Annotated in this window: 20 protein-coding genes and 1 pseudogene; 11 read left to right on the forward strand and 10 right to left on the reverse strand. The window is 55.5% G+C overall.

Going from position 1 to position 21,495, the window contains the following annotated elements; all coding sequences use genetic code 11:
- Window positions 1-14: 14 nt before the first annotated feature.
- Window positions 15-1,238, forward strand: a complete 1,224-nt coding sequence (ispG, locus tag SYC_RS04295) for a (E)-4-hydroxy-3-methylbut-2-enyl-diphosphate synthase (protein ID WP_011243129.1) — start codon at window positions 15-17, stop codon at window positions 1,236-1,238.
- Between the two features lie 99 nt (window positions 1,239-1,337).
- The gene (gene ctpC / locus SYC_RS04300) at window positions 1,338-2,615 is read left to right on the forward strand and encodes a carboxyl-terminal processing protease CtpC (protein WP_011243130.1); all 1,278 of its coding nucleotides are present in this window, start codon (window positions 1,338-1,340) and stop codon (window positions 2,613-2,615) included.
- A gap of 175 nt (window positions 2,616-2,790) precedes the next feature.
- Here the strand turns inward: ctpC and carB are convergent, their stop codons facing one another.
- Window positions 2,791-6,084, reverse strand: a complete 3,294-nt coding sequence (carB, locus tag SYC_RS04305; protein ID WP_011243131.1) for a carbamoyl-phosphate synthase large subunit — start codon at window positions 6,082-6,084, stop codon at window positions 2,791-2,793.
- A gap of 122 nt (window positions 6,085-6,206) precedes the next feature.
- On the opposite strand from carB, the gene SYC_RS04310 reads away from it, so the two are divergent.
- On the forward strand, window positions 6,207-6,845 hold the full coding sequence (locus SYC_RS04310; RefSeq protein WP_039755832.1) for a DUF3318 domain-containing protein: 639 nt from the start codon (window positions 6,207-6,209) through the stop codon (window positions 6,843-6,845).
- 2 nt (window positions 6,846-6,847) lie between these two features.
- On the opposite strand, the gene SYC_RS04315 is transcribed toward SYC_RS04310, so the two are convergent.
- Both SYC_RS04315 and SYC_RS04320 read right to left on the reverse strand, forming a co-directional pair.
- Entirely contained in the window at window positions 6,848-7,177 is a 330-nt protein-coding gene (locus SYC_RS04315) for a hypothetical protein (RefSeq protein ID WP_011243133.1), read from the reverse strand.
- A gap of 51 nt (window positions 7,178-7,228) precedes the next feature.
- A complete protein-coding gene (locus SYC_RS04320; protein ID WP_196794064.1) occupies window positions 7,229-8,953 on the reverse strand; it encodes an ABC1 kinase family protein in 1,725 nt (574 codons plus the stop codon).
- 93 nt (window positions 8,954-9,046) lie between these two features.
- On the opposite strand from SYC_RS04320, the gene SYC_RS04325 reads away from it, so the two are divergent.
- Both SYC_RS04325 and cbiT read left to right on the forward strand, forming a co-directional pair.
- Window positions 9,047-10,516 carry an aminotransferase class I/II-fold pyridoxal phosphate-dependent enzyme gene (locus SYC_RS04325; RefSeq protein ID WP_011243135.1) on the forward strand — a complete coding sequence of 490 codons (1,470 nt, stop codon included), beginning with the start codon at window positions 9,047-9,049 and terminating at the stop codon, window positions 10,514-10,516.
- Entirely contained in the window at window positions 10,497-11,111 is a 615-nt protein-coding gene (gene cbiT, locus SYC_RS04330; RefSeq protein WP_011243136.1) for a precorrin-6Y C5,15-methyltransferase subunit CbiT, read from the forward strand. The genes SYC_RS04325 and cbiT overlap by 20 nt, the downstream gene beginning before the upstream one ends.
- A gap of 6 nt (window positions 11,112-11,117) precedes the next feature.
- On the opposite strand, the gene SYC_RS04335 is transcribed toward cbiT, so the two are convergent.
- The 5 genes from SYC_RS04335 to SYC_RS04355 are packed head-to-tail and all read right to left on the reverse strand — an operon-like array spanning window position 11,118 to window position 14,889.
- Window positions 11,118-11,717: a transglutaminase-like domain-containing protein gene (locus SYC_RS04335; protein ID WP_231621340.1), complete on the reverse strand. Its 600-nt coding sequence runs from the start codon at window positions 11,715-11,717 to the stop codon at window positions 11,118-11,120.
- A gap of 22 nt (window positions 11,718-11,739) precedes the next feature.
- Entirely contained in the window at window positions 11,740-12,375 is a 636-nt protein-coding gene (locus SYC_RS04340; protein WP_011243138.1) for a Vat family streptogramin A O-acetyltransferase, read from the reverse strand.
- Window positions 12,376-12,407: 32 nt separating this feature from the next.
- The gene (gene dprA, locus SYC_RS04345; RefSeq protein ID WP_011377689.1) at window positions 12,408-13,616 is read right to left on the reverse strand and encodes a DNA-processing protein DprA; all 1,209 of its coding nucleotides are present in this window, start codon (window positions 13,614-13,616) and stop codon (window positions 12,408-12,410) included.
- A gap of 26 nt (window positions 13,617-13,642) precedes the next feature.
- Window positions 13,643-14,431, reverse strand: a complete 789-nt coding sequence (locus SYC_RS04350) for an SAM hydrolase/SAM-dependent halogenase family protein (protein WP_011243140.1) — start codon at window positions 14,429-14,431, stop codon at window positions 13,643-13,645.
- The gene (locus SYC_RS04355) at window positions 14,428-14,889 is read right to left on the reverse strand and encodes an acyl-CoA thioesterase (protein WP_011243141.1); all 462 of its coding nucleotides are present in this window, start codon (window positions 14,887-14,889) and stop codon (window positions 14,428-14,430) included. The genes SYC_RS04350 and SYC_RS04355 overlap by 4 nt, the downstream gene beginning before the upstream one ends.
- Window positions 14,890-15,030: 141 nt before the next feature.
- Between SYC_RS04355 and SYC_RS04360 the strand changes: the two genes are divergently transcribed.
- A complete protein-coding gene (locus SYC_RS04360; RefSeq protein WP_011243142.1) occupies window positions 15,031-15,864 on the forward strand; it encodes a universal stress protein in 834 nt (277 codons plus the stop codon).
- A 97-nt stretch (window positions 15,865-15,961) separates the two neighbouring features.
- Here the strand turns inward: SYC_RS04360 and psbM are convergent, their stop codons facing one another.
- Both psbM and SYC_RS04370 read right to left on the reverse strand, forming a co-directional pair.
- Window positions 15,962-16,069: a photosystem II reaction center protein PsbM gene (gene psbM, locus SYC_RS04365; RefSeq protein WP_011243143.1), complete on the reverse strand. Its 108-nt coding sequence runs from the start codon at window positions 16,067-16,069 to the stop codon at window positions 15,962-15,964.
- Between the two features lie 240 nt (window positions 16,070-16,309).
- Window positions 16,310-16,603: pseudogene (locus tag SYC_RS04370) on the reverse strand (2Fe-2S iron-sulfur cluster-binding protein); the annotation flags it as partial.
- A 336-nt stretch (window positions 16,604-16,939) separates the two neighbouring features.
- Here SYC_RS04370 and psbB point away from each other — a divergent pair.
- From psbB to SYC_RS04395, 5 genes are all read left to right on the forward strand, one after another.
- Complete coding sequence (psbB, locus tag SYC_RS04375; RefSeq protein ID WP_011243145.1) at window positions 16,940-18,466, forward strand: photosystem II chlorophyll-binding protein CP47; 1,527 nt, start codon at window positions 16,940-16,942, stop codon at window positions 18,464-18,466.
- 76 nt (window positions 18,467-18,542) lie between these two features.
- Window positions 18,543-18,638 carry a photosystem II reaction center protein T gene (locus SYC_RS04380; protein ID WP_011243146.1) on the forward strand — a complete coding sequence of 32 codons (96 nt, stop codon included), beginning with the start codon at window positions 18,543-18,545 and terminating at the stop codon, window positions 18,636-18,638.
- Window positions 18,639-18,847: 209 nt separating this feature from the next.
- Window positions 18,848-19,354: a transcriptional regulator NrdR gene (gene nrdR / locus SYC_RS04385; RefSeq protein WP_011243147.1), complete on the forward strand. Its 507-nt coding sequence runs from the start codon at window positions 18,848-18,850 to the stop codon at window positions 19,352-19,354.
- 277 nt (window positions 19,355-19,631) lie between these two features.
- Window positions 19,632-20,555 carry a 30S ribosomal protein S1 gene (locus SYC_RS04390; RefSeq protein WP_011243148.1) on the forward strand — a complete coding sequence of 308 codons (924 nt, stop codon included), beginning with the start codon at window positions 19,632-19,634 and terminating at the stop codon, window positions 20,553-20,555.
- Between the two features lie 100 nt (window positions 20,556-20,655).
- Window positions 20,656-21,441, forward strand: coding sequence for an HAD family hydrolase (locus tag SYC_RS04395; protein WP_011243149.1), 786 nt, complete (start codon window positions 20,656-20,658; stop codon window positions 21,439-21,441).
- Window positions 21,442-21,495 lie beyond the last annotated feature (54 nt).

Consider the following 21,495-nt stretch of genomic DNA (forward strand, 5'->3'; position numbering starts at 1 on the left):
CTGCTCGCGGTGCCATGCAGACCCTCTCCACCCCCAGCACAACTGCCACTGAGTTTGATACCGTCATCCACCGGCGCCCTACGCGATCGGTTCGGGTCGGTGATATCTGGATTGGCAGCCGCCATCCCGTCGTTGTCCAGTCGATGATCAACGAGGACACCCTCGACATCGATGGGTCTGTTGCCGCGATCCGCCGCCTGCATGAGATTGGCTGCGAGATCGTCCGCGTCACGGTGCCCAGTCTTGGCCATGCCAAAGCGGTCGGTGACATTAAAAAGAAACTGCAAGACACCTATCGCGACGTGCCCTTGGTTGCCGACGTCCACCACAACGGTATGAAGATCGCGCTGGAAGTCGCCAAGCACGTTGACAAAGTCCGGATCAATCCTGGTCTCTACGTCTTTGAGAAGCCCGATCCGAATCGTCAGGGCTACACACCAGAAGAATTTGAGCGAATTGGCAAGCAAATTCGCGACACGCTTGAGCCCTTAGTCACCAGCCTGCGCGAGCAGGACAAGGCCATGCGGATTGGCGTCAACCACGGCTCTCTAGCCGAGCGGATGCTGTTCACCTACGGCGACACGCCGGAAGGCATGGTGGAATCGGCGTTGGAATTCCTGCGACTCTGCGAAGAGATGGACTTCCGTAATCTCGTCATCTCCATGAAAGCGAGCCGAGCGCCGGTGATGATGGCGGCCTATCGCCTGATGGCCAAACGGATGGATGATCTGGGCATGGATTATCCGCTCCACTTGGGTGTGACCGAAGCCGGTGATGGTGACTATGGCCGGATCAAATCGACGGTTGGGATTGGCACGCTGCTAGCGGAAGGGATTGGCGATACGATTCGCGTTTCGCTCACGGAAGCCCCCGAAAACGAAATTCCGGTTTGCTATTCGATTTTGCAAGCCCTCGGCCTCCGCAAAACCATGGTTGAGTATGTCGCCTGTCCAAGTTGCGGACGGACACTCTTCAATCTGGAAGAGGTCCTTCACAAAGTGCGGGCTGCAACCAATCATTTGGTTGGCTTGGATATTGCTGTCATGGGTTGCATCGTCAATGGCCCTGGCGAAATGGCTGATGCTGACTACGGCTACGTTGGCAAAACCCCAGGAACGATCGCCCTTTACCGAGGACGAGATGAAATCAAACGAGTTCCCGAAGAGCAAGGTGTAGAAGAACTGATCAACCTGATCAAAGCAGATGGACGCTGGGTTGAACCGGAACCGATTGCCTAAGTAAAAAGCCAGAAATTTTGACGTCTATCGGGACTGTGTCGCTCAAGAAAGCCTGTGCTAGATTGAGCCTACTCCTTTCCTGATAGGCGGTTTTCGCCAATGGCTTTTTCTAATCGCAAGCTCATCGCCGGTATTTGTGCTTCTGCGATCGCGACCGTAGCTGTGGTGGGGGCAGGGAATCACTGGGCGAGGGGGCAAGCGCTCTTTCAAGAAAGCCCAAAAGAGATCATTGATGAAGTCTGGCAAGTTGTCGATCGCAACTACGTTGATAGCGTTGGCACTTTTGATCGCAACAAATGGCGTCAGCTGAGACGCGAATATCTTGCCCGGAATTACAAGACGCGGGAAGAGGCCTACAGCGCTGTCAAAGAGATGCTGAAGACGCTGGGGGATCCTTACACCCGCTTCATGGATCCGGATGAGTTTAAAGACATGCAAATTGACACTTCGGGTGAACTCACCGGGGTGGGAATTCAGCTTAGCCAGGACCCTGATACAAAAGAGCTGATCGTTGTTTCACCGATCGAAGGTTCTCCGGCTGCTGCGGCAGGCATTCGATCGCGGGACGTCATCGTCAAAATTGACCAAAAGACCACGCAAGGCATGTCTTCCGATGAGGCGGTCAAACTGATCCGTGGCCCCGTCGGTAGCAAGATCACGCTGACCATCCGCCGCGAGAAAGAAACGATCGCCTTCCCGATCGTGCGGGAACGGATTGAGATTCACTCCGTGAGTGCCCGCGTTCAAGAGTCGCCAACCGGCCCCGTCGGCTACATCCGCCTGCGGCAATTTAGTGCCAACTCGGCACCAGAAATGCGGCAAGCCATCAAGGATTTGGAGGCCAAAAATGTTAAGGGCTATGTGCTTGACCTGCGATCCAATCCAGGCGGGTTGCTCTACGCGAGCATCGACATTGCTCGGATGTGGCTACCGAAAGGCGTAATTGTCTCGACCAAAGATCGCAGCGGCATTTCGGAGCAAGCATCGGCGAACAACCGTGCACTGACCGATAAGCCTCTCGTCGTTTTGGTGGATGGCGGTTCAGCTAGCGCTAGCGAAATCCTCTCTGGTGCTCTGCAAGACAACAACCGAGCTGTCCTGATTGGTTCCAAGACCTTTGGTAAAGGTCTTGTGCAATCCGTGCGGCCGCTGGGCGATGGCTCTGGGTTAGCGGTCACGATCGCCAAGTACCTAACCCCCAGTGGTCGGGACATCAATAAGCAGGGAATCGAGCCCAATATTGTTGCTGAACTGACCGATGCTCAGCGCGAAGATCTCAGCAAAAATCAGGATCAAATTGGAACGGCTAGCGATCCTCAATTCCAATCAGCTCTGAAAGTGCTGACCCAACAGATTGCAACAGCTTCGAATAAGTAAATCGGTTCTGTTTGCTGTCTCAATTCCTTAGAATGCTGCAGTGATGAGAGGGACGAGTTGCGATCGCAACTCGTCCCTCTTTTTGATCGATTTTGAAGATAAATGAGTCTAGAGAAGCCAACTTAACTCACCCAAGTTAAGGAGCAATGGATGAGTAGCTGGCAGGCGATCGTAGCTAGCCTTGCTGTTGATAGTCCTGTAAGGATTTCACTTGCAGCGGTTGCTCTAGCAAGGCACGAATCGCTTCAACAGTAGCTTTCGCCCCCGCGATCGTGGTGACAGTTGGCACTTTGTAATCCAGTGCTGCCCGGCGAATGATTTGGTCGTCCACTTTGGCGCGAGCGCCGGCGGGCGTATTGATGATCAGCTGAATCTGATCGTTCTTGAGTGCATCCAGAACGTGAGGACGACCCTCATGCACTTTGAGAATCGGCTCAACGGAGAGTCGCTGCTCTGCCAACACTTTTTGAGTGCCACCCGTTGCAACCACTCGGAAGCCCAACTGTAGGAATTCCCGAGCAATTGGCCCGATCGCAGCTTTATCGCGATCGCTGACGGAGATAAAGACCGTGCCTTGGCGCGGTAGTCGCTGGGAGGCTGCTAGCTCCGCTTTAGCAAAGGCGCGACCAAAGTCCACATCAATGCCCATCACCTCGCCAGTAGAGCGCATTTCAGGCCCCAAGAGAGTATCCGTCCCGGGGAAGCGATCGAAGGGCAGCACTGCCTCCTTAACCGAAAGGTAGCTGGGCACTAACTCAGAAGTGATGCCGAGATCCGCCAAGGTTTGACCGGACATCAGCCGCGCTGCAATTTTGGCGAGTGGACGCCCGATCGCCTTGGAGACAAAGGGCACCGTCCGCGAGGCGCGGGGGTTGGCTTCGAGAATATAGACCTGCTCATCTTTGACCGCGAACTGAATGTTCATCAGGCCAATGACGTTGAGTGCTTTCGCCAGTTGGGTTGTCCAAGCGCGGATTGTTTCCAGCACCGTCTCATTGAGGCTGACCGTGGGCAGCGAACAGGCGCTATCGCCGGAGTGAATCCCAGCCTGCTCAATGTGCTCCATGATCCCGCCGATCACAACTTGACCAGTGCGATCAGCGAGGGCATCCACGTCGACTTCGATCGCGTTTTCGAGGAACTTGTCGATCAAAATCGGGTGATCCGGCTCGACCTGCACGGCTTCGGTCATGTAGCGCTCTAGCTCGGCGTCAGAATAGACGATTTCCATGGCTCGGCCGCCCAAAACGTAGCTGGGGCGCACCACCGTCGGGTAGCCAATGCGATGAGCGATCGCTAAGGCCTCTTCAGGACTGCGGGCCAGACCATTGGCGGGCTGAGCAATATCGAGCTGGCGCAGGATTTGCTCAAAGCGTTCGCGGTCTTCCGCCGTATCGATCGAGTCTGGCGAAGTACCCCAAATCTGGGTACCAAGGGCTTGGCCTTCTGGCGTTTGCAGGAAAGTTTGCAGCGGTACCGCCAGCTTCAGCGGCGTTTGGCCGCCAAATTGGATGATTACGCCCTGGGGCCGCTCGGCCTCCAGAATGTTCAGCACATCCTCGCGAGTCAGCGGCTCAAAGTAGAGGCGATCGCTGGTGTCGTAGTCAGTCGAAACCGTCTCGGGGTTGGAGTTGACCATGATCGTTTCGTAGCCATCCGCTGCCAGCGCAAAAGCCGCATGACAGCAGCAGTAGTCGAACTCGATGCCCTGACCAATGCGGTTGGGGCCACCGCCCAGAATCATCACTTTGGGGCGATCGCTAGGCCGCACTTCCGACTCTGCCGGGATGGTCGTCAGGCCCGACTCAGCCAAGTGCGATCGCGGCGATTCATAGCAGGAGTAGTAATAGGGCGTGTAGGCCTCGAACTCGGCCGCACAGGTATCGACTAGCTTGTAAACCGGTTTGATGCCCTGTTGCTGCCGCCGCTGACGCACCGCTTCTTCCGAGCTACCAAGGGCAAAGGCAATCTGGCGATCGCTAAAGCCAAGCTGCTTCACTTCTAGCCACTGCGCCGGCGTGATTTGCTCAATTGAGGCGCGCTTCAGGAAGTCCTCACCTTCCAGAATTTCGCGGAACTTCTCAAGGAACCAGGGATCGATGCCGGTCAGCTGATAGATATCGCCATCGCTGAGGCCAAGCAGCATCGCCTGCCGTACCGCAAAAATGCGATCGGGGCTGGGCGTGCGCAACTGCGGTTTGATTTGCTCCAGCGTCGGCAGGGTTTCGGGGCGATCGCAGCCCCAACCGGAACGACCAATTTCTAGCGATCGCAGCGCTTTTTGGAACGACTCGGGAAAGGTTCGCCCGATCGCCATCGCCTCACCCACCGATTTCATCATCGTGGTCAGTTGGGCGGGAGTGCCAGGGAATTTCTCGAAGGCAAAGCGCGGAATCTTGGTAACGACGTAGTCGATCGTCGGTTCAAAGGAGGCCGGTGTCTGGCGGGTGATGTCGTTCTTCAGTTCATCCAAGCTGTAGCCGACCGCCAGTTTGGCGGCGATTTTGGCGATCGGGAAACCCGTTGCTTTGGAAGCCAGCGCTGAACTGCGCGAGACCCGCGGGTTCATCTCGATCACGATCACGTCGCCATCTTGGGGATTGATCGCGAACTGGATGTTGGAGCCGCCGGTTTCCACCCCAATCTCACGGATGATTGCGATCGCTTGGTCCCGTAGGCGCTGATATTCCTTATCGGTCAGGGTTTGTGCTGGGGCCACGGTGATCGAGTCGCCGGTATGAACGCCCATCGGGTCGAGGTTTTCGATCGAGCAGATGATCACAACGTTGTCGGCGAGGTCGCGCATCACCTCCAGCTCAAATTCCTTCCAGCCAATCAGCGACTGTTCGACCAGAATTTGGCTGACAGGGCTGGCATCCAAGCCCGACTGGACGATCAGCTCAAACTCTTCTTGGTTGTAGGCAATGCCGCCACCGGTGCCACCCATGGTGAAGGCCGGACGAATGATCAGCGGATAGGTGCCAATCTGTTCGGCGATCGCCTGGGCCTCGGCCATATTGTTGGCGATGCCGCTGGGACAAACTTTGACGCCGATCCGCTCCATGGCCTCTTTGAACAGGAGTCGGTCTTCAGCTTTTTCGATCGCCTCTAACTTCGCGCCGATCAGCTCCACCCCAAAGCGATCGAGGGTACCGTTTTTGGCAAGCGCGACAGCCAAGTTCAAAGCGGTCTGACCACCCATCGTCGGCAGCAGGGCATCGGGACGCTCCCGCTCGATCACCTGAGCGACCAATTCTGGCGTCAGCGGCTCAATGTAGGTGCGATCGGCCGTCTCGGGGTCGGTCATGATCGTGGCGGGGTTTGAATTGACCAACACCACCTCGTAGCCTTCCTCGCGCAGCGCCTTGCAAGCTTGGGTGCCCGAGTAATCAAACTCGCACGCCTGTCCAATAACGATTGGCCCGGATCCGAGCAGCAGAATTTTGCGAATATCTTGGCGGCGAGGCATGGTACGGTCACAGCGGCAAATCCGATCTATTCTGCCATCCGCGCTGGTGCTCCCCGACACTGACCATGAGGTCAGGCTTGTATGCTAGGGACAATTGCGCATGGGTATCGTCACCACCGGCTATGAGCGAACTTCAGCGTCTCAAGGGTTTGCTGCCACCCGAATTGCAGAGTTGGGTCTTTGTCGAAGCTTCGGCTGCCGTCGATCCGCCCTTGGTGACCTGCGAAGAAATCGGCCGCGACGAAGTCGAAATCCAGATCGACCTCCTGCGCTGGGAGCAGTTAGCGATCGACCAACGCAACCTGCTGTTCTGGCATGAAGTGGGCCGCATCCAAAATGATGCAATTCCCCGTGATGGCTGGGAAATGGCAGCTTTGGCGATCGGCTTGGGCGGCGCTGTCGGTGAACTGTGGGTGCGCGACGGTCTGTTGCTGTTGCTAGCCCTTGGCCTCTCGGGATTTGCTGGCTATCGCCTTTACCTAAAAAACAACAGCGAGAAAAAGCTGCAAGAAGCGATCGCAGCTGATGAACGCGCGATCGCGCTCTCAACGCGCTTTGGTTACAGTCTGCCGAATGCCTACAAGAGTTTAGGCAGCGCCATCAAAACGCTGATTGAGCAAACCCCCAAGAAAAAACAGCGCAGCTTCTACGAAAATCGATTGCAAGCTTTGCGCCGCAGTGCTGCCAAAGCAAAAGCGAAGGCTCAACAGCAAGTGGCCGCGAATCCTGAAACTTTCGAAGACGTCTATCAGCAAGGCTAGAGCTACGGCTGATAGTCAGTTTCTGGCCAAGTAGCTTTGATTTCAGCCGCTTGCTGAGCAGTCGTAAACCGCTCCCAGAGAATGCCATTGCAATCGCGATCGCACTCAAACGATTCTGCTTGCGGATCTTCCCAGCCCAAGTGGCGGAGTTGACCCGCTTGTTCTGGCTCTGTCTGGCGAATCGAAAGGTTGAGCTGCGGCGTGCGCCAGAGTGCATAGGCTCCGGCGATCACGACTTCGGGTTCTTGCCCCAGTCGCTGCGAATAATCCGCTACTGAAGCAGCAACATCAGCCACAGCGATCGCGATGTGCAAGCGTTTCGGCTCAGTCATCTGCCAACTCCTCGAACACGCTTAGGGACAGCAATTGCCCGACTAAATCACTCAGCGATTGGATTCGAGAGCCAGCGTAGGGAAGAAAGCCGCAGCGCGATCGCGAGAGAAAGCCACAAAGGCATTAAAGGCATGGCCTGCCACTCGGGCAGGTTCCAGTTCCGGTCGCAGCAGCTCCCACAGTCGCTGCAGGGGTTCCGTTTGCAAGCGCTCATTCTCAGTCAGAGCGAGCAGCAGCTGATTGCGCAGATAAGCTCCTTCATCCGAGAACAGATATTGCAGACCCATTTGTGCAGTCGGCAGTAGATCAAAACCGCCGTCATTCTGAGCGATCGCAATCAGATTTTCGAGGCGATTCCAGCGGAATTTGCCATCTTTGACCAACACTTCCAAGAGACGACGACGGAGCTGCGGCGATTCACCCTGTAGTAGTCGCTTAGCGATGTAGGGATAGGCCACATCGACAATGCGGAAGTCGGGATTAACGCTCAACGCCAAACCTTCTTGCGTGACGAGCGATCGAATGATCAGGGCAAATTTAGCCGGAACACGGAAAGGATAGTCATACATCAACTCTGAGAAGCGATCGGTAATCGTCTTGAAGTTGAAGTCGCGAACCTTCTCGCCCATGATGTCGCCCAGCACCGACTCCAAGGCTGGGATAATGGGCGTGAGATCACTATCGGGCGTCAGGAAGCCAAGGGTAATAAAGTCCTGCGCCAGCTCAACATAATCACGATTGATCAAGTGAACGACGGCATCGACTAGGGTTTCTTTGGTCAACTGATCCAGCTGATCCATCATGCCGAAGTCAATGTAAGCCATGCAGCCTAAGCCATCGGGTCGCGGGCTGGATGGCAGGGCAAAGAGGTTGCCCGGGTGAGGATCGGCGTGGAAGAAACCAAATTCCAGCAGTTGCTGCAAACCGGAAATAACACCAGTTTTGACTACTGCATCTGCATTAATACCCAACTGGTCAAGTTCGGCAGCAGCAGTGAGTTTGACACCGTCAATCCATTCCAGCGTCAGCACATGACGGCTGCTAAATGCCCAGTAAATTTTGGGCGCTTTGACATAGGGACAGTCGCGGAAGTTTTCGGCAAAACGTTCCGCATTACGTCCTTCATTTTCGTAGTCAATTTCCTCGAATAGCTTGTAGCCAAACTCATCGACAATCAGCGTCAAATCGTGGCCAAGATTGAGTGGCAACAACGATCCAAACCAAGTTGCAGCCCAGCGAATCAGAAACAGATCGAGGGTGATTGTCGGCAGCAGATTAGGGCGCTGGACTTTAACTGCGACCGTTTCGCCACTGAACAATTTGCCTTTATAGACCTGACCTAAACTGGCAGCTGCGATTGGCTCTGGCGAGAGTTCTTCAAAGGACTGACTGACGGGTCGCCCCAGTTCCTCTGCCATGATCTCGAAGGCTTGATCATTGGGAAAAGGGGGCAGCTGGTCTTGCAGTTTGGTCAGTTCATCCAAGAAATCGACTCGCACCAAATCTGGCCGCGTCGAGAGGGCCTGACCCGCTTTGATAAAGGTTGGTCCTAGGTTCGTCAGAATCTGTCGTAGTTCCGCTGCCCGCTCCGGCAGATGAGCATCACCAGCCTGTTGGCGCTGATCCCATAACAGTCGCCAGCCAAACCCTAGGAAGTTCCAGAAAATAACGCTGAGCCGCGCGATCGCCAACCAAGGACGACGACGGTAGTAGCGGGTGATCGCCTCGGCATCGTAGCGATCGTAGGCAGCAAGGGGAAAACTCACAGGCGGCAACCAAAACTGGAGGAGCGCACTGGCCACTGACCCTAACCTAGATTGTCAGAAGCTTGTAACAACAGTATAGAAAACGACACAAAGTCACGCCGCATGGCCAAGCCGCTCTTTGACCAACTGCTGGCGAGCGCTCAGCAGGCCCGCGCTCCTTTTCACACGCCGGGACACAAGCTCGGGCGGGCGATCGCAACCCATCTTCAACAGGCCTGGGGATCAGCCATTTTCCAGAGTGATCTACCCGAGTTACCGGAGTTGGATAATCTCTACGCCGCCAGCGGGGTTTTAGCCGAGAGTCAAGCCCAAGCAGCGGAGGTGTTTGGGGCCGATCGCAGCTGGTTTTTGGTCAATGGCTCGACTGGCGGACTGTTGGCCGCGATTTTGACCATCTGCAGTCCCGGCGATCGCCTGCTGTTGCCCCGCAATGCTCACCGATCGCTGTTGAGTGGCTGCATTTTGAGCGGCGCGATGCCGGTTTGGATCACGCCACCGGAGGCGGCAGACTTTGACCTAGTTGGTGTCCCAACGCCTGAACAAGTCGCTACAGCACTGGCTCAGGATCCGCAGATCAAAGCAGTTGTGCTTGTCTCACCGACCTACGAAGGAGTCTGCGCGGATGTGGCTGCGATCGCCGCGATCGCACACAATCACAACCTGCCGCTGATTATTGATGCCGCTCACGGCGCGCATTTGGGCTTCCATCCTGACCTCCCGCGATCGCCCTTACATGAAGGCGCAGATTTGGTTGTCCAATCAACTCACAAGCTACTGGGAGCGTTGACTCAAGCCGCCATGCTGCACTGCAAGGGCGATCGCATTGATCCTGAACGGCTCAGCCAATCCTTAGCTCTGGTGCAGAGCAGTAGCCCGAGTTACCTCTTGCTAGCCTCGCTGGAAGCGGCAACAGAACAGATGCGAACTTCAGCCCAAGACTTACTCCAAGTCACCATTGATCTCGCTCGCCAAGCCCATCAGCGACTGGCCGAGTTGCCGGGTCTGCAGTTACCCGCTCTAAAGATCGGCAATCGCGAGGGCTTTCCCCAGTGGGACCGAACACGGCTGGTGATCAACTTTCAGTCCTGCGGCTGGAGCGGCTTCTGCGCCGATGAATATTTGCACGAGCAATGGCAAGTTACGGCGGAGTTGCCCAGCCTCTCGAATCTTGTTTTTCATCTCAGCTTGGGTAACCGTATTGAAGACATCGATCGCCTCGTCACAGCCTGCGATCGCCTCCTCTCTCAGGAACATCAAGAGGAACTGCCACCGCGTCTGCCGGTTTGGTTAGAACCCGAAACCATCCTGAGCCCTCGCCAAGCTTGGTTTTCTCGCCATCAAACCGTCAGTGCAGAGCAAGCGATCGGCGCGATCGCGGCAGAATGTGTTTGGCCCTACCCGCCCGGGATTCCCGTTTTGGTGGCTGGCGAGCGGATTTCGAAGAGCGCAGTAGACTATCTGCGACAGGTACAGACGACCGGCGGCATTCTCAGCGGGTGCGCTGACCCTGAACTAACCACCCTGCGCATCGTGCAGGACTCTGACACGATTCATGCCTCCTGCCTCTCCTGACCGTTCCTGGCCCTACACGACGTCGGGCATCCCTGACGATTGGTTTGCCCAACTACCCGGAATCCCCCTCACGAAGCGGGAAGTGCGGCTGCTGATTTTGGCGCAACTCCGCCTCGAAGCTAGCTCCTGTCTCTGGGACGTTGGCGCAGGAACGGGCACGATTCCGGTTGAAGCGGGTTTGCTCTGCCCCAAGGGCAAAGTGATTGCGATCGAGCGGGATGAGGAAGTTTGCGCCCTGATCCAGCGCAATTGCCAACAGTTCGCCGTCAGCAATGTCGATGTCGTTATGTGCACCGCACCCGACTGCTTGGCGGCGATCGCCCACTCTCCCGATCGCGCCGTGATTGAAGGCGGCCGCCCGATCGCCACTGTGATTAGTAGCGTCTGGCAACGACTCCAGCCCCAAGGTCGCCTTGTCGTGACCACTGCCAGCTTGGAGGGGCTATATACGATTTCAGAGACGCTAGCTCAGCTCCCAGCTCGCAATATCGAAGTGGTGCAAGCGGCGATGAATCGTCTCGAACGCCGAGGCCGCAGCCAAGTGCTCGCGGCAGTTGATCCAATCTTTATCCTCAGCGGTGAAAAACTGGAATAGCTCCTATCAGCAAGAAACCGACTCTAAACCTTGAGTCATCACTGCAAAATCCGCCAGTGCAATGTCAGGAATTGCCGCCAGTACAGACTCCCAATCAAGACTGGCTTGAAGAGTCTGGACAACAATCGGAAGAGGCTCCGCAAAAATCACGGGCCAGTCGGCTTCCCCCAGCTGCTGTGCTGAGTAGGCAAGCTGCTCTTGCGGTGGGCAAAACTGAGCATCAATGTCCGCTTTATTGCCTCGTGGATCGAGGCGATACCAACCAAGTCCCGGGAGTTTTACAGCCACTAATCCATGCAAGCAGTAGCGCTCGCTCGCTTCATCAAAGCTGAGTCGCTGATAGCAAAAGCCCGCTGGAATTGAGCAAGCCCGCAGCAGTGCAACCAACAGATGACTTTTGGCGTAGCAATAGCCGGTTCGATGCTCCAGCACCTCTGAAGCGCGACAAGTGACAGGATTAAGTTGATAGTCGGAACTATGGCGAATCTGATCGCGCACCCATTCAAAGCAAGCCTGAGCGATCGCCGTTGTAGAAGTCTGATCAGCCCGAAGTTCTGCCGCCAAGATTTGAATCGAGGGATGATCGAAATTGATCACAGAACTCACAGCAAGATAGGGACTGATTGACTCAACTGCTGACATTTTTCAGAACATCCAAATCTGCACCCACGATCGCTTCTAAATTCTCAGTAATTTTCTCAACTGGCCAATCCCACCAAGCAATTTCTAACAAGGCTTCGATGACAGGCTCTGAAAAACGCATCTTCAAAACATCTGCGGGATTTCCCCCAACAATCCCATAGGGTGGCACATCTTTAGTAACGAGCGATCGCGCTCCGATAATCGCACCGTGACCGATTTTCACACCTGGCAAAATTAGCGTTTCATAACCAATCCAAACATCATTACCAATGACGGTATCACCTTTATAAGGATAGTCGCCCGGCTGAGGCATAACGCGATCCCAGCTCGGCCCAAAGATCTCAAAGGGATAGGTTGAAAAGCCCGACATCTTGTGAGCCGCACCATTCATGATGAATTTCACACCTCGAGCGATCGCACAAAACTTACCGATGATCAGCTTATCGCCGACAAAGGGAAAGTGATAAAGCACATTACGCTCAAAGTTCTCAGAATCTTCAGGATCATCGTAATAGGTGTAATCCCCAATCAGAATATTGGGATTTTTCACCGTATTCTTGATGAAGCAGACCTGCAGAAAATCTGGCAAAGGATGCTTATTGTGAGGACTGGGATAGGTCATTAACAGCAGTCAAATCAGTAGGGGACTCGTTTCTAGCAACGCTGACAAAGATCGCTCGGTAAGACCTCAGCTAAGCCCAAGATTTCTAAGTGAGTCAAGTGAATTTGAACCTGATGAAAGTCCAGCCCCGATTGCTCGACAATGTCATCTTTGCTGATCGGCTGGTCGCTTAACAGGGCATAGACCTGTGCTTGTTCAGGACTGAGATCAGCGATCGCTTCTTCTACTTCTTGACTCGGCACTGCTGAGGGCATCAGGGGCGGGGACTGTGGATCGAGGGGTGGCAACTGCCGCAGCCAGTCGAGGAGATGACCGGAGCCTAAAATTGGTTGCGCACCCTGTTGAATTAAACTCAGGCAACCTGCTGCTTTAGGGTTATCTAAACTATTGGGCAAGATGTAGACATCTCGACAGAATTCATTCGCGAGATGAGCTGTAATCAACGCACCTGATCGACCTGGCGCTTCTGTCACTAACAGTGCCCGACTGAGACCCGCAATGATGCGATTGCGGGCAGGAAAAGAGCCGCGATCGGGTTGCGTGCCGCTGGGCTGCTCACTCAGAATTAATCCACCTTGCTCCAAAATCGCCTCGTACAAGGCGCGGTTCTGCGGCGGATAGATCACATTGACGCCAGTGCCGAGCACTGCCACGGTTTTGCCCCGCGCTTCCAGACAAGCTTGATGGGCTTCCGTATCCACGCCGTAGGCCAAGCCAGAAATCACGGTGTAACCGGCTTGGGCGATCGCACCACTTAACTTGCCAGTCCAGCGACGACCGTAGGGCGAGGGGTCACGAGTGCCCACAACCCCGATCGCGACAGCGTCCAGCGGCGGTTGAATCAGGTCTAAGTTGCCTCGGTAGTAAAGGACAGGCGGTGGCGTGGGAATTTCACGTAAGAGGCGCGGATAGGCCGGATCAGTCCACAGTAAAAAATGAGGATTTTGGCGCTGGTGCTGCTCCCACAAAGCTTCTGGCTGGTGCTGCTGTCTGACAGTTGCGATCGCTTCTGCCAACAACAACCCGATCCCATCGACTTCCAGTAGTGCAGTTGTTGGTGCTTCCCAAGCAGCTTCAAAGCAACCAAAGTGCATCAGCAACCGCCGGAGCAAGGCTGGCCCTAGGCGTGGCACATGTGACAGGGCAAGACAGTAGAGGGACTCCGGATCAGGACTGGCCCAAGCCGTCGAGGATTCTTGCAAGCGCGATCGCAGCGGTGCAACAGAATCAAGCAAGGTCATAGCAGCGATCACAGACAGATCGCTCCCTAGGGTGCCCGCCCACAGACCAATCGCACGACTGCGCCCATGTTGGCTGCTAAAGTCTGCTGCGCAGAGCCGTTACGCTGGGCGATTTCCAAATAGCCATGACTCCCTGCCAGCACCAGCAGCTCGCCAATCGCAACCTCGCTGTAAGTCCGAGCCAAGGGCAACCAGCGATCGCCCCAGATCAGACCTGCCGCTGTTTGACCCAGTTCGGCTGGAAGATTGGTGATCAAGTTGCCAAAGCGATCGATCGCCTGAATTTGTCCCTGCCAACCCTGATCCGATCGCTGCGGGTGCGACTCGATCAGAGTCTGCAGGGAAGCGGGATCGATCAGAGGCCCCAGCTCAGTCAACGGCACGCCATTGAGCAAATGAGCGGCCGCCGGTGCAAAAATGTCGCGACCATGGAAAGTCGGATCAGGCTGGGGCGATTGCCAGTAGTTCGGGTTAGTGAGGCTAACTGCCCGTTGTGCTGGAAAGCGACTGAGGACGCCACTCCAAAGGCCATTGTCAGGGCCAATTAATAGGCCGATCGCGGTTTCAATGACCACAGCGCGGCGATCACTACCCACGTCCGGATCCACAACAGCCAGGTGCACGCTGCCGGCTGGGAAGTAGGGCACGGCTTGCAATAACTGCCAACGCCCTGCCGCCACATCCTGTGCTGGAACTTCATGACACAAATCAACTAGGGTTGCCTGCGGGCAGAGGGAATAAATCACCCCTTTCATCGCCCCCACGTAACTGTCCTGCGACCCAAAATCCGTCAGTAAGGTCAGCAGGCGACTCATTCGGGACTGTACTGCCCTGCTTGGAGTCGCGCGATCGCGGCCTCTAATGGTTCAGGGAGCTGCCGAAGAATTCGTCCCCGTTGGCGATCGACGGGAGCCAAAATCACCTGTGCTGTAGCGCAAACTTGGTCGGGCGACAGACAGATCTGACAATCCCAGACCAGCCGCACACCTTGACTCGGGCCCGTGCGCACCCGCACCAGCACAGACTCACCGAGGGCGATCGCACGGCGATAGCGAACCCCAAGATCTACTACGGGTAAATCGACGCCCAAGGCCACCAAATCTGAGAAGGCGACGCCCACCGATCGCAGACATTCCACTCGCGCCTCTTCTAGCCAAGCCAGATAGGTGCCATGCCAGACAATGCCTGCATAGTCGGTGTGATGGGGCTGGACCCGCAAGGGATAGTCAAACCAAGGCGGTGCTACATTTTCAAGATTTATGTCAGCAGACATGACGGCGTCTTTACGCGGTGCGAGGAATTCTCTCTCAAGAAATATTATGAAGAAGTGCAGGGGACGCAGTTAGCCTGCCCCGGCAGTCCCCGACGCAACCCTGCTCTGTGCTCTGTTAAACGACCCAAGGAGCTGTGGTTCATGATTCAAAAAATCTTGCTCGCTGATTCTGGCACCGGCAACTCTGAGGAAATGCTCAAGCAGCTGCTGGAGATTCCGACTCTCAAGCAGGCCAGTATCTCAATTCTGCATGTAGTGCCCGGCCAAATTAGCCCTGAACAGCTAACTCAAAAATGGGAAGAAGGCGGCAAGCTACTCGCCACCGCCGTTCAGTCCCTCAAGCTCGATCCCACCAAGGTCAGCACCATCCTGCGCCAAGGTGATCCCAAAACGGTTGTCTGTCAGGTGGCGGAAGAGATCAACACTGACTTGATCATCATGGGCTCGCGCGGTCTGAAGCGCCTGCAATCAATCCTGCAGAACTCGGTTAGTCAGTACGTGTTTCAGCTGTCGGCGAAACCAATGTTGTTGGTGCGCGACGACATCTACGTCAAACGCCTGAACCGGATTATGGTGGCGATCGATAAGTCAGAAGCAGCTCAAGAGGCTCTGAAACAAGCGATCGCCTTGGCTCGCGATATCAGCGGCGGCCAGCTGCTACTCTCTCATGTCACTAGCGGCCCGGCAGCAAGCAATCCCGAGGAAGATCCGATCTTGCAAGCAGCGGCAAAAACGGCTCGCCAACAGGGAATCGAGGTGAAACTGTTCACGGCTTCCAGTAATAAGGCCGGTGAAGCAATCTGTGCGATCGCGGCTGATGCGAATGCGGATCTGCTGATTCTCGGCTCGCCCGATCGCCGTCCCACCATTGCCAAAGGCTTGCCGGATCTCGATCGCCTCTTGGGCGGCTCCATTTCTGACTACGTCCGCGTTTATGCGGATTGCCCCGTGCTGTTGACCCGCACCGCCGCTTAAGACCCTGGCAGTCTCAGATTTAACAAGACAAAGCCCGGCGAAAATTCGTCGGGCTTTTAAAATGACTCATTGCGAAGACTCAGTTTGAGTCCAGCCTTTATTTCGCTTCGCGGCTTGCCGTCTGGATGTACAGGACGATCAAAAAGACGCTCGGCACGAGCACAAACAGCAGACTGGCAAGGAACCCAAGCTCGTTGACTTGCATAGCGACTCAGCCTCAGTAGTAGCAGTTCCGAAAAATTTTCTTCAGCCTACCACCCTGGGCTCTCGTGCCCCCCAGTTTTTTGCAAAAGCTTGGCGTCCTTTAGGTCTCAGCTGTTGCGATCGACGGTGGATCGCCGGCCACTTCAGTCTCAGTTTGTGGCAGTGCAGGCGGCGCTGTTACCGGAATTGGCCGAGCTAAATCCTGAGCGATCAGAGTCTCGCGTTGGGCCTCTTTCGGGTTGGGTTTGGTCAACACCGTCACGGGTCCATTGACGGTCGCTTGGCAGGCAAGACGGTAGGAATCAGGCTTGCGCTTGAGCTTGCGCTCCTCAAAAGACGTACGGGGCGAGAGATTCTCAGCGCCCTGAACAATTTCGACGATGCAAGTCCCGCATTGGCCGTAGCCGCCGCAGTTCATCATCTTGCCGCCGAAGGTGTAGAGGTCCACTTGGTTCTCTACAGCTTTGAAGCGGAGGTTGGCCCCATCAGCGGCAAAGACCTCTTTGTCTTCACGGATAAAGCGAATGCTCGGCATGGGGTTGGAGTCTCCTGCGGAAAGAGCAGAGGTAAATAAATATTAAAATCTGTTTCGGCAATGTCGCGAACTTTTAAGGCGTCTCCATAGCCCTTCGAGAGCTGAAATCGCAGCGATCGCAGTTGTAACAAGTATTTCTACTCGCTTGCTGGGCTCTCTCACACTAGATACACTTCTTCAAGTCTTAGTCACGTCGCTGGAGACCGTCGGCCCTTAGCAAGGTGCTGTCTAGCTTGTTCAGAGGCGATCGCAGCCTTCCGGTAAGCTGGATTTTGGAATCCTAGAGTCGCAGCTGAGAGCACTCTGGCTAAAAACCTTAGAGGAGGAGCGTAGTCGATGGGACTACCCTGGTACCGTGTCCACACGGTCGTCCTCAATGATCCGGGACGACTGATTGCAGTGCACTTGATGCACACTGCCCTCGTGGCAGGTTGGGCAGGTTCGATGGCTTTATACGAACTTGCCATTTTTGATCCTTCTGATGCCGTGCTGAACCCCATGTGGCGGCAAGGCATGTTCGTGTTGCCGTTCATGGCGCGTTTGGGCGTCACCCAATCTTGGGGTGGCTGGAGCATCACCGGCGAAACCGCCGTGGATCCTGGCTATTGGAGCTTTGAAGGCGTCGCGATCGCCCACATCGTACTGTCGGGTCTGCTGTTCCTCGCAGCAGTCTGGCACTGGGTCTACTGGGACCTCGAACTCTTTACCGATCCCCGCACCGGCGAACCGGCCTTGGACCTGCCAAAAATGTTTGGCATCCACCTGTTCCTCTCCGGTCTTCTTTGCTTCGGCTTCGGTGCTTTCCACCTGTCTGGCCTCTGGGGCCCGGGGATGTGGGTCTCCGATCCCTACGGCTTGACCGGCCATGTCCAACCAGTTGCCCCGGCCTGGGGTCCTGAAGGCTTCAACCCCTTCAATCCGGGTGGCATTGTGGCTCACCACATTGCAGCCGGTGTCGTTGGCATCGTCGCAGGCCTCTTCCACCTGACGGTTCGTCCCCCCGAGCGCCTCTACAAAGCGCTGCGGATGGGCAACATCGAAACCGTCTTGTCGAGCTCCTTGGCAGCAGTCTTCTTCGCTGCTTTTGTGGTCGCTGGCACGATGTGGTACGGCAACGCTGCCACGCCAGTCGAACTGTTTGGCCCAACTCGCTACCAGTGGGACCAAGGCTACTTCCGTCAGGAAATTGCCCGCCGGGTTGATACGGCTGTCGCCAGTGGCGCTTCTTTAGAGGAAGCTTGGAGCTCCATTCCTGAAAAACTGGCCTTCTATGACTACGTCGGCAACAGCCCTGCTAAAGGTGGCTTGTTCCGTACCGGTCAGATGAACAAAGGTGACGGGATTGCCCAAGGCTGGCTCGGCCACGCTGTCTTCAAGGACAAAAATGGCGATGTGCTCGACGTCCGTCGCTTGCCGAACTTCTTCGAGAACTTCCCGATCGTCTTGACTGACAGCAAAGGTGCTGTGCGGGCAGACATTCCTTTCCGTCGTGCTGAAGCGAAATTCAGCTTCGAGGAAACCGGAATTACGGCTAGCTTCTACGGCGGTTCTCTGAATGGCCAAACCATCACTGATCCGGCGCAGGTGAAGAAATACGCCCGTAAGGCTCAGTTGGGTGAAGCGTTCGAATTCGACACCGAAACCCTTAACTCGGACGGTGTGTTCCGGACTTCGCCGCGTGGCTGGTTCACCTTTGGTCACGCCAGCTTTGCTCTGCTCTTCTTCTTTGGCCATATCTGGCACGGCTCTCGGACGCTGTTCCGCGATGTCTTTGCTGGGATTGAAGCCGACTTGGGCGAGCAGATTGAATTCGGGGCCTTCCAGAAATTGGGTGACCCGACCACTCGGAAAACAGCCGCTTAAGGTTGTGAATGGTTAGAGCGGTTTGGGTGATGCTCATTCCGCTCAGCTTTCTTGCTCTGACTATTGGCTCACGGTCATGGAAAGTCTCGTCTACATCTTCGTTTTCGTTGTGGCACTGGGTGTGCTGTTCTTCGCGATCGCCTTCCGCGAACCACCTCGAATCGGCAAATAACCCGCTACAACTGGCCTACAGCCCCGATGCGACTCTGAGTTTGTAGACCAGTTGACCGCTTAGACTCGTTGTTCCTAGCGATCGCAGTTGTTCCTTTTGGAACCGCTTCGATTACACTATGGGGCAACGAGTCTTTGCTTTTAGGGTCGTCTCTGTTTCCGAATCCATGTCTCGGAAACACCTTTCCGAAAGCTTGCGAGGAAACGAGAATGCAATGTCCAGCCTGTCGTCATACTGATAGCCGGGTCCTCGAATCGCGATCGTCTGAAAGTGGTCGCAGTGTGCGGCGGAGACGCGAGTGCCTCAGTTGTGGCCATCGATTTACCACCTACGAACGGGTGGAGTTTGTTCCGATTAGCGTTATCAAACGCAATGGCGATCGCGAGTCTTTCGATCGCTCCAAATTGCTGCGCGGGATTGTCCGTGCCTGTGAAAAAACTGGCGTCTCAGCTCAGCAAATGGATCTGCTCGTCGATGAAATTGAGGGGACCCTTCAGCAGCGCAGCTCTCGCGATGTTCAAAGTTCAGAAATTGGCGAGATGGTGCTGCAGCAAATTGGCCGTCTGAGCGAAGTAGCCTACATCCGTTTTGCCTCGGTTTATCGTCAGTTTCGAGGCGTGCGGGATTTTGTCGAAACCCTCGATCGCCTCCAAGATCTCAGTCGTGATGAAGTGGGGGATGTCCCAGCAGCCGTTACTAGCTTGACGTCGGCCTAACGGTTGCGATCGCCCTTGGGCGAGAAGACCACTATTCCAGCTGTGATGGATTGATTCAGATCGATTAATCATTTGCCGCTCATCGAAAGATTGAGTCCAATGATCACGGACTCAATTTGGACTGGCAAAATTCAAGAGATACGGTAAGATTTTGATTTGGGCAGTTGCCCGCCGGCCCAAGAGCGACTTGTGGCGTCCTGACAGCGCGATCGCCTGTCTAGCCAGCCTTGGTATCGCTCAAATTCGCAGCGGAGATCCACTCTAGGAAGCGTTTAGCATGGTCACACAGGACATCCCAGCGGTCGATATTGGCTTTACTCACGAAGATTTTGCCGCCCTACTCGATCAGTACGACTATCACTTCAATCCGGGTGATACCGTCGTCGGCACAGTCTTCAATCTAGAACCGCGGGGTGCCCTGATTGACATCGGTGCGAAAACGGCAGCATTTTTGCCGGTTCAAGAGATGTCGATCAACCGGGTCGAAAGCCCGGAAGAAGTTCTTCAGCCCAGCGAAATGCGGGAGTTTTTCATCCTCAGCGATGAGAACGAAGATGGTCAGCTGACGCTGTCGATCCGCCGCATTGAGTACATGCGGGCTTGGGAGCGAGTGCGCCAGCTCCAAACCGAAGACGCCACCGTGCGATCAGAAGTATTCGCCACCAACCGCGGCGGTGCTTTGGTGCGGATTGAAGGCCTGCGCGGCTTCATTCCGGGCTCGCACATCAGCACCCGCAAAGCCAAAGAGGATTTGGTGGGCGAAGAACTCCCCCTGAAATTTTTGGAAGTGGACGAAGACCGCAACCGCTTGGTGCTCAGCCACCGTCGGGCGCTGGTCGAGCGGAAGATGAATCGCCTCGAAGTGGGCGAAGTCGTCGTCGGTGCAGTGCGCGGTATCAAACCCTATGGTGCCTTTATTGACATCGGTGGCGTCAGCGGTCTACTGCACATCTCCGAAATTTCCCACGACCACATCGAGACTCCACACAGCGTCTTCAATGTCAATGACGAAGTCAAAGTCATGATCATTGATTTGGATGCCGAACGCGGTCGGATTTCGCTGTCGACCAAGCAACTGGAGCCCGAGCCGGGCGACATGGTTCGCAACCCCGAAGTGGTCTACGAGAAAGCCGAAGAAATGGCTGCTCAATATCGCGAAAAATTGAAACAGCAAGCTGAAGGTCTGGTCGTTACCGAATAGACAACGATTGCTCTGCTGCTGAAGAGAACCGGGCCGCTCAGGTCCGGTTTTTTTGTGGAGACTGCCACTCCGTTCGCTCTTAGATGCTGTTGCCCTAGCCATGCCCGTCCTGCAATTCCGCGATCAGCGCAGCGGCGATCGCTGGCAAATATCAGTCCAAGCCTTGCTGTTTGATAAGGATGGGACGTTGGCGAATAGCGAGGCGTTCCTGCAGCGACTGGTCTTGGCCCGCTACGGAGCGATTGCGGCACAGGTTCCCGACCTCACGACCGACCTCTTGCTGAGTTGGGGCTATCGGCAGGAGCGCGTTGACCCAGCTGGGTTGATGGCGATCGGTAGCCGTCAAGAGAATTTAATTGCTGCAGCTAGCGCGATCGCAGCTCAAGGCTACAGTTGGCCTCGTGCCCTTGACCTGGCAGAGAAGTCCTTTCGTCGAGGCGATGCAGCCTGTGAGCCAAAGGCTGCTCAAACGCCCCCGATCGCGGGCATTCAGAAGCTGCTATCTCAGGCGCGATCGCTCGGCCTCAAGATTGCGGTGATCTCTGCCGATAGCGAGGCTCAGATTCAGTCCTTTTTGGATTGTCATCAGTTGCGTGACTTTGTAGATCTGATTTGGGGCTGCGATCGTCGGCCCAGTAAACCCGATCCGGCTGCTGTTCTAACTGTCTGTCAGCAGCTCAACGTCGATCCGAGTACCGCCGTCGTGATTGGCGATGCCGATAGCGATCTGCGGATGGCTGCAGGCGCTGGAGTTGCAGCGATCGCAGCCGCTTGGGGCTGGTCACAAGCACCGATATTTGAGGCGATCACGCCGATTGTCACTGATGTTGAGGATTTAAAACTCCTAAGAGACGCATCCTCGGGCGATCGCCCTCCACGGATCTAGCAATCGCTGCAGGTGGTTGCCAGACTAGAGGGCACAGGAATGACACCAAGGTTC

Source organism: Synechococcus elongatus PCC 6301, from assembly GCF_000010065.1.
Classification (GTDB): domain Bacteria; phylum Cyanobacteriota; class Cyanobacteriia; order Synechococcales; family Synechococcaceae; genus Synechococcus; species Synechococcus elongatus.

Bases quoted from the DNA above. Each gene is read 5' to 3' on its own strand.
- ispG (WP_011243129.1), top strand. From the start codon at position 15: ATGCAGACCCTCTCCACCCCCAGCACAACTGCCACTGAGTTTGATACC.
- ctpC (WP_011243130.1), top strand. From the start codon at position 1,338: ATGGCTTTTTCTAATCGCAAGCTCATCGCCGGTATTTGTGCTTCTGCG.
- carB (WP_011243131.1), bottom strand. From the start codon at position 6,084: ATGCCTCGCCGCCAAGATATTCGCAAAATTCTGCTGCTCGGATCCGGG.
- SYC_RS04310 (WP_039755832.1), top strand. From the start codon at position 6,207: ATGAGCGAACTTCAGCGTCTCAAGGGTTTGCTGCCACCCGAATTGCAG.
- SYC_RS04315 (WP_011243133.1), bottom strand. From the start codon at position 7,177: ATGACTGAGCCGAAACGCTTGCACATCGCGATCGCTGTGGCTGATGTT.
- SYC_RS04325 (WP_011243135.1), top strand. From the start codon at position 9,047: ATGGCCAAGCCGCTCTTTGACCAACTGCTGGCGAGCGCTCAGCAGGCC.
- cbiT (WP_011243136.1), top strand. From the start codon at position 10,497: ATGCCTCCTGCCTCTCCTGACCGTTCCTGGCCCTACACGACGTCGGGC.
- SYC_RS04340 (WP_011243138.1), bottom strand. From the start codon at position 12,375: ATGACCTATCCCAGTCCTCACAATAAGCATCCTTTGCCAGATTTTCTG.
- dprA (WP_011377689.1), bottom strand. From the start codon at position 13,616: ATGACCTTGCTTGATTCTGTTGCACCGCTGCGATCGCGCTTGCAAGAA.
- SYC_RS04350 (WP_011243140.1), bottom strand. From the start codon at position 14,431: ATGAGTCGCCTGCTGACCTTACTGACGGATTTTGGGTCGCAGGACAGT.
- SYC_RS04355 (WP_011243141.1), bottom strand. From the start codon at position 14,889: ATGTCTGCTGACATAAATCTTGAAAATGTAGCACCGCCTTGGTTTGAC.
- SYC_RS04360 (WP_011243142.1), top strand. From the start codon at position 15,031: ATGATTCAAAAAATCTTGCTCGCTGATTCTGGCACCGGCAACTCTGAG.
- psbM (WP_011243143.1), bottom strand. From the start codon at position 16,069: ATGCAAGTCAACGAGCTTGGGTTCCTTGCCAGTCTGCTGTTTGTGCTC.
- psbB (WP_011243145.1), top strand. From the start codon at position 16,940: ATGGGACTACCCTGGTACCGTGTCCACACGGTCGTCCTCAATGATCCG.
- SYC_RS04380 (WP_011243146.1), top strand. From the start codon at position 18,543: ATGGAAAGTCTCGTCTACATCTTCGTTTTCGTTGTGGCACTGGGTGTG.
- nrdR (WP_011243147.1), top strand. From the start codon at position 18,848: ATGCAATGTCCAGCCTGTCGTCATACTGATAGCCGGGTCCTCGAATCG.
- SYC_RS04390 (WP_011243148.1), top strand. From the start codon at position 19,632: ATGGTCACACAGGACATCCCAGCGGTCGATATTGGCTTTACTCACGAA.
- SYC_RS04395 (WP_011243149.1), top strand. From the start codon at position 20,656: ATGCCCGTCCTGCAATTCCGCGATCAGCGCAGCGGCGATCGCTGGCAA.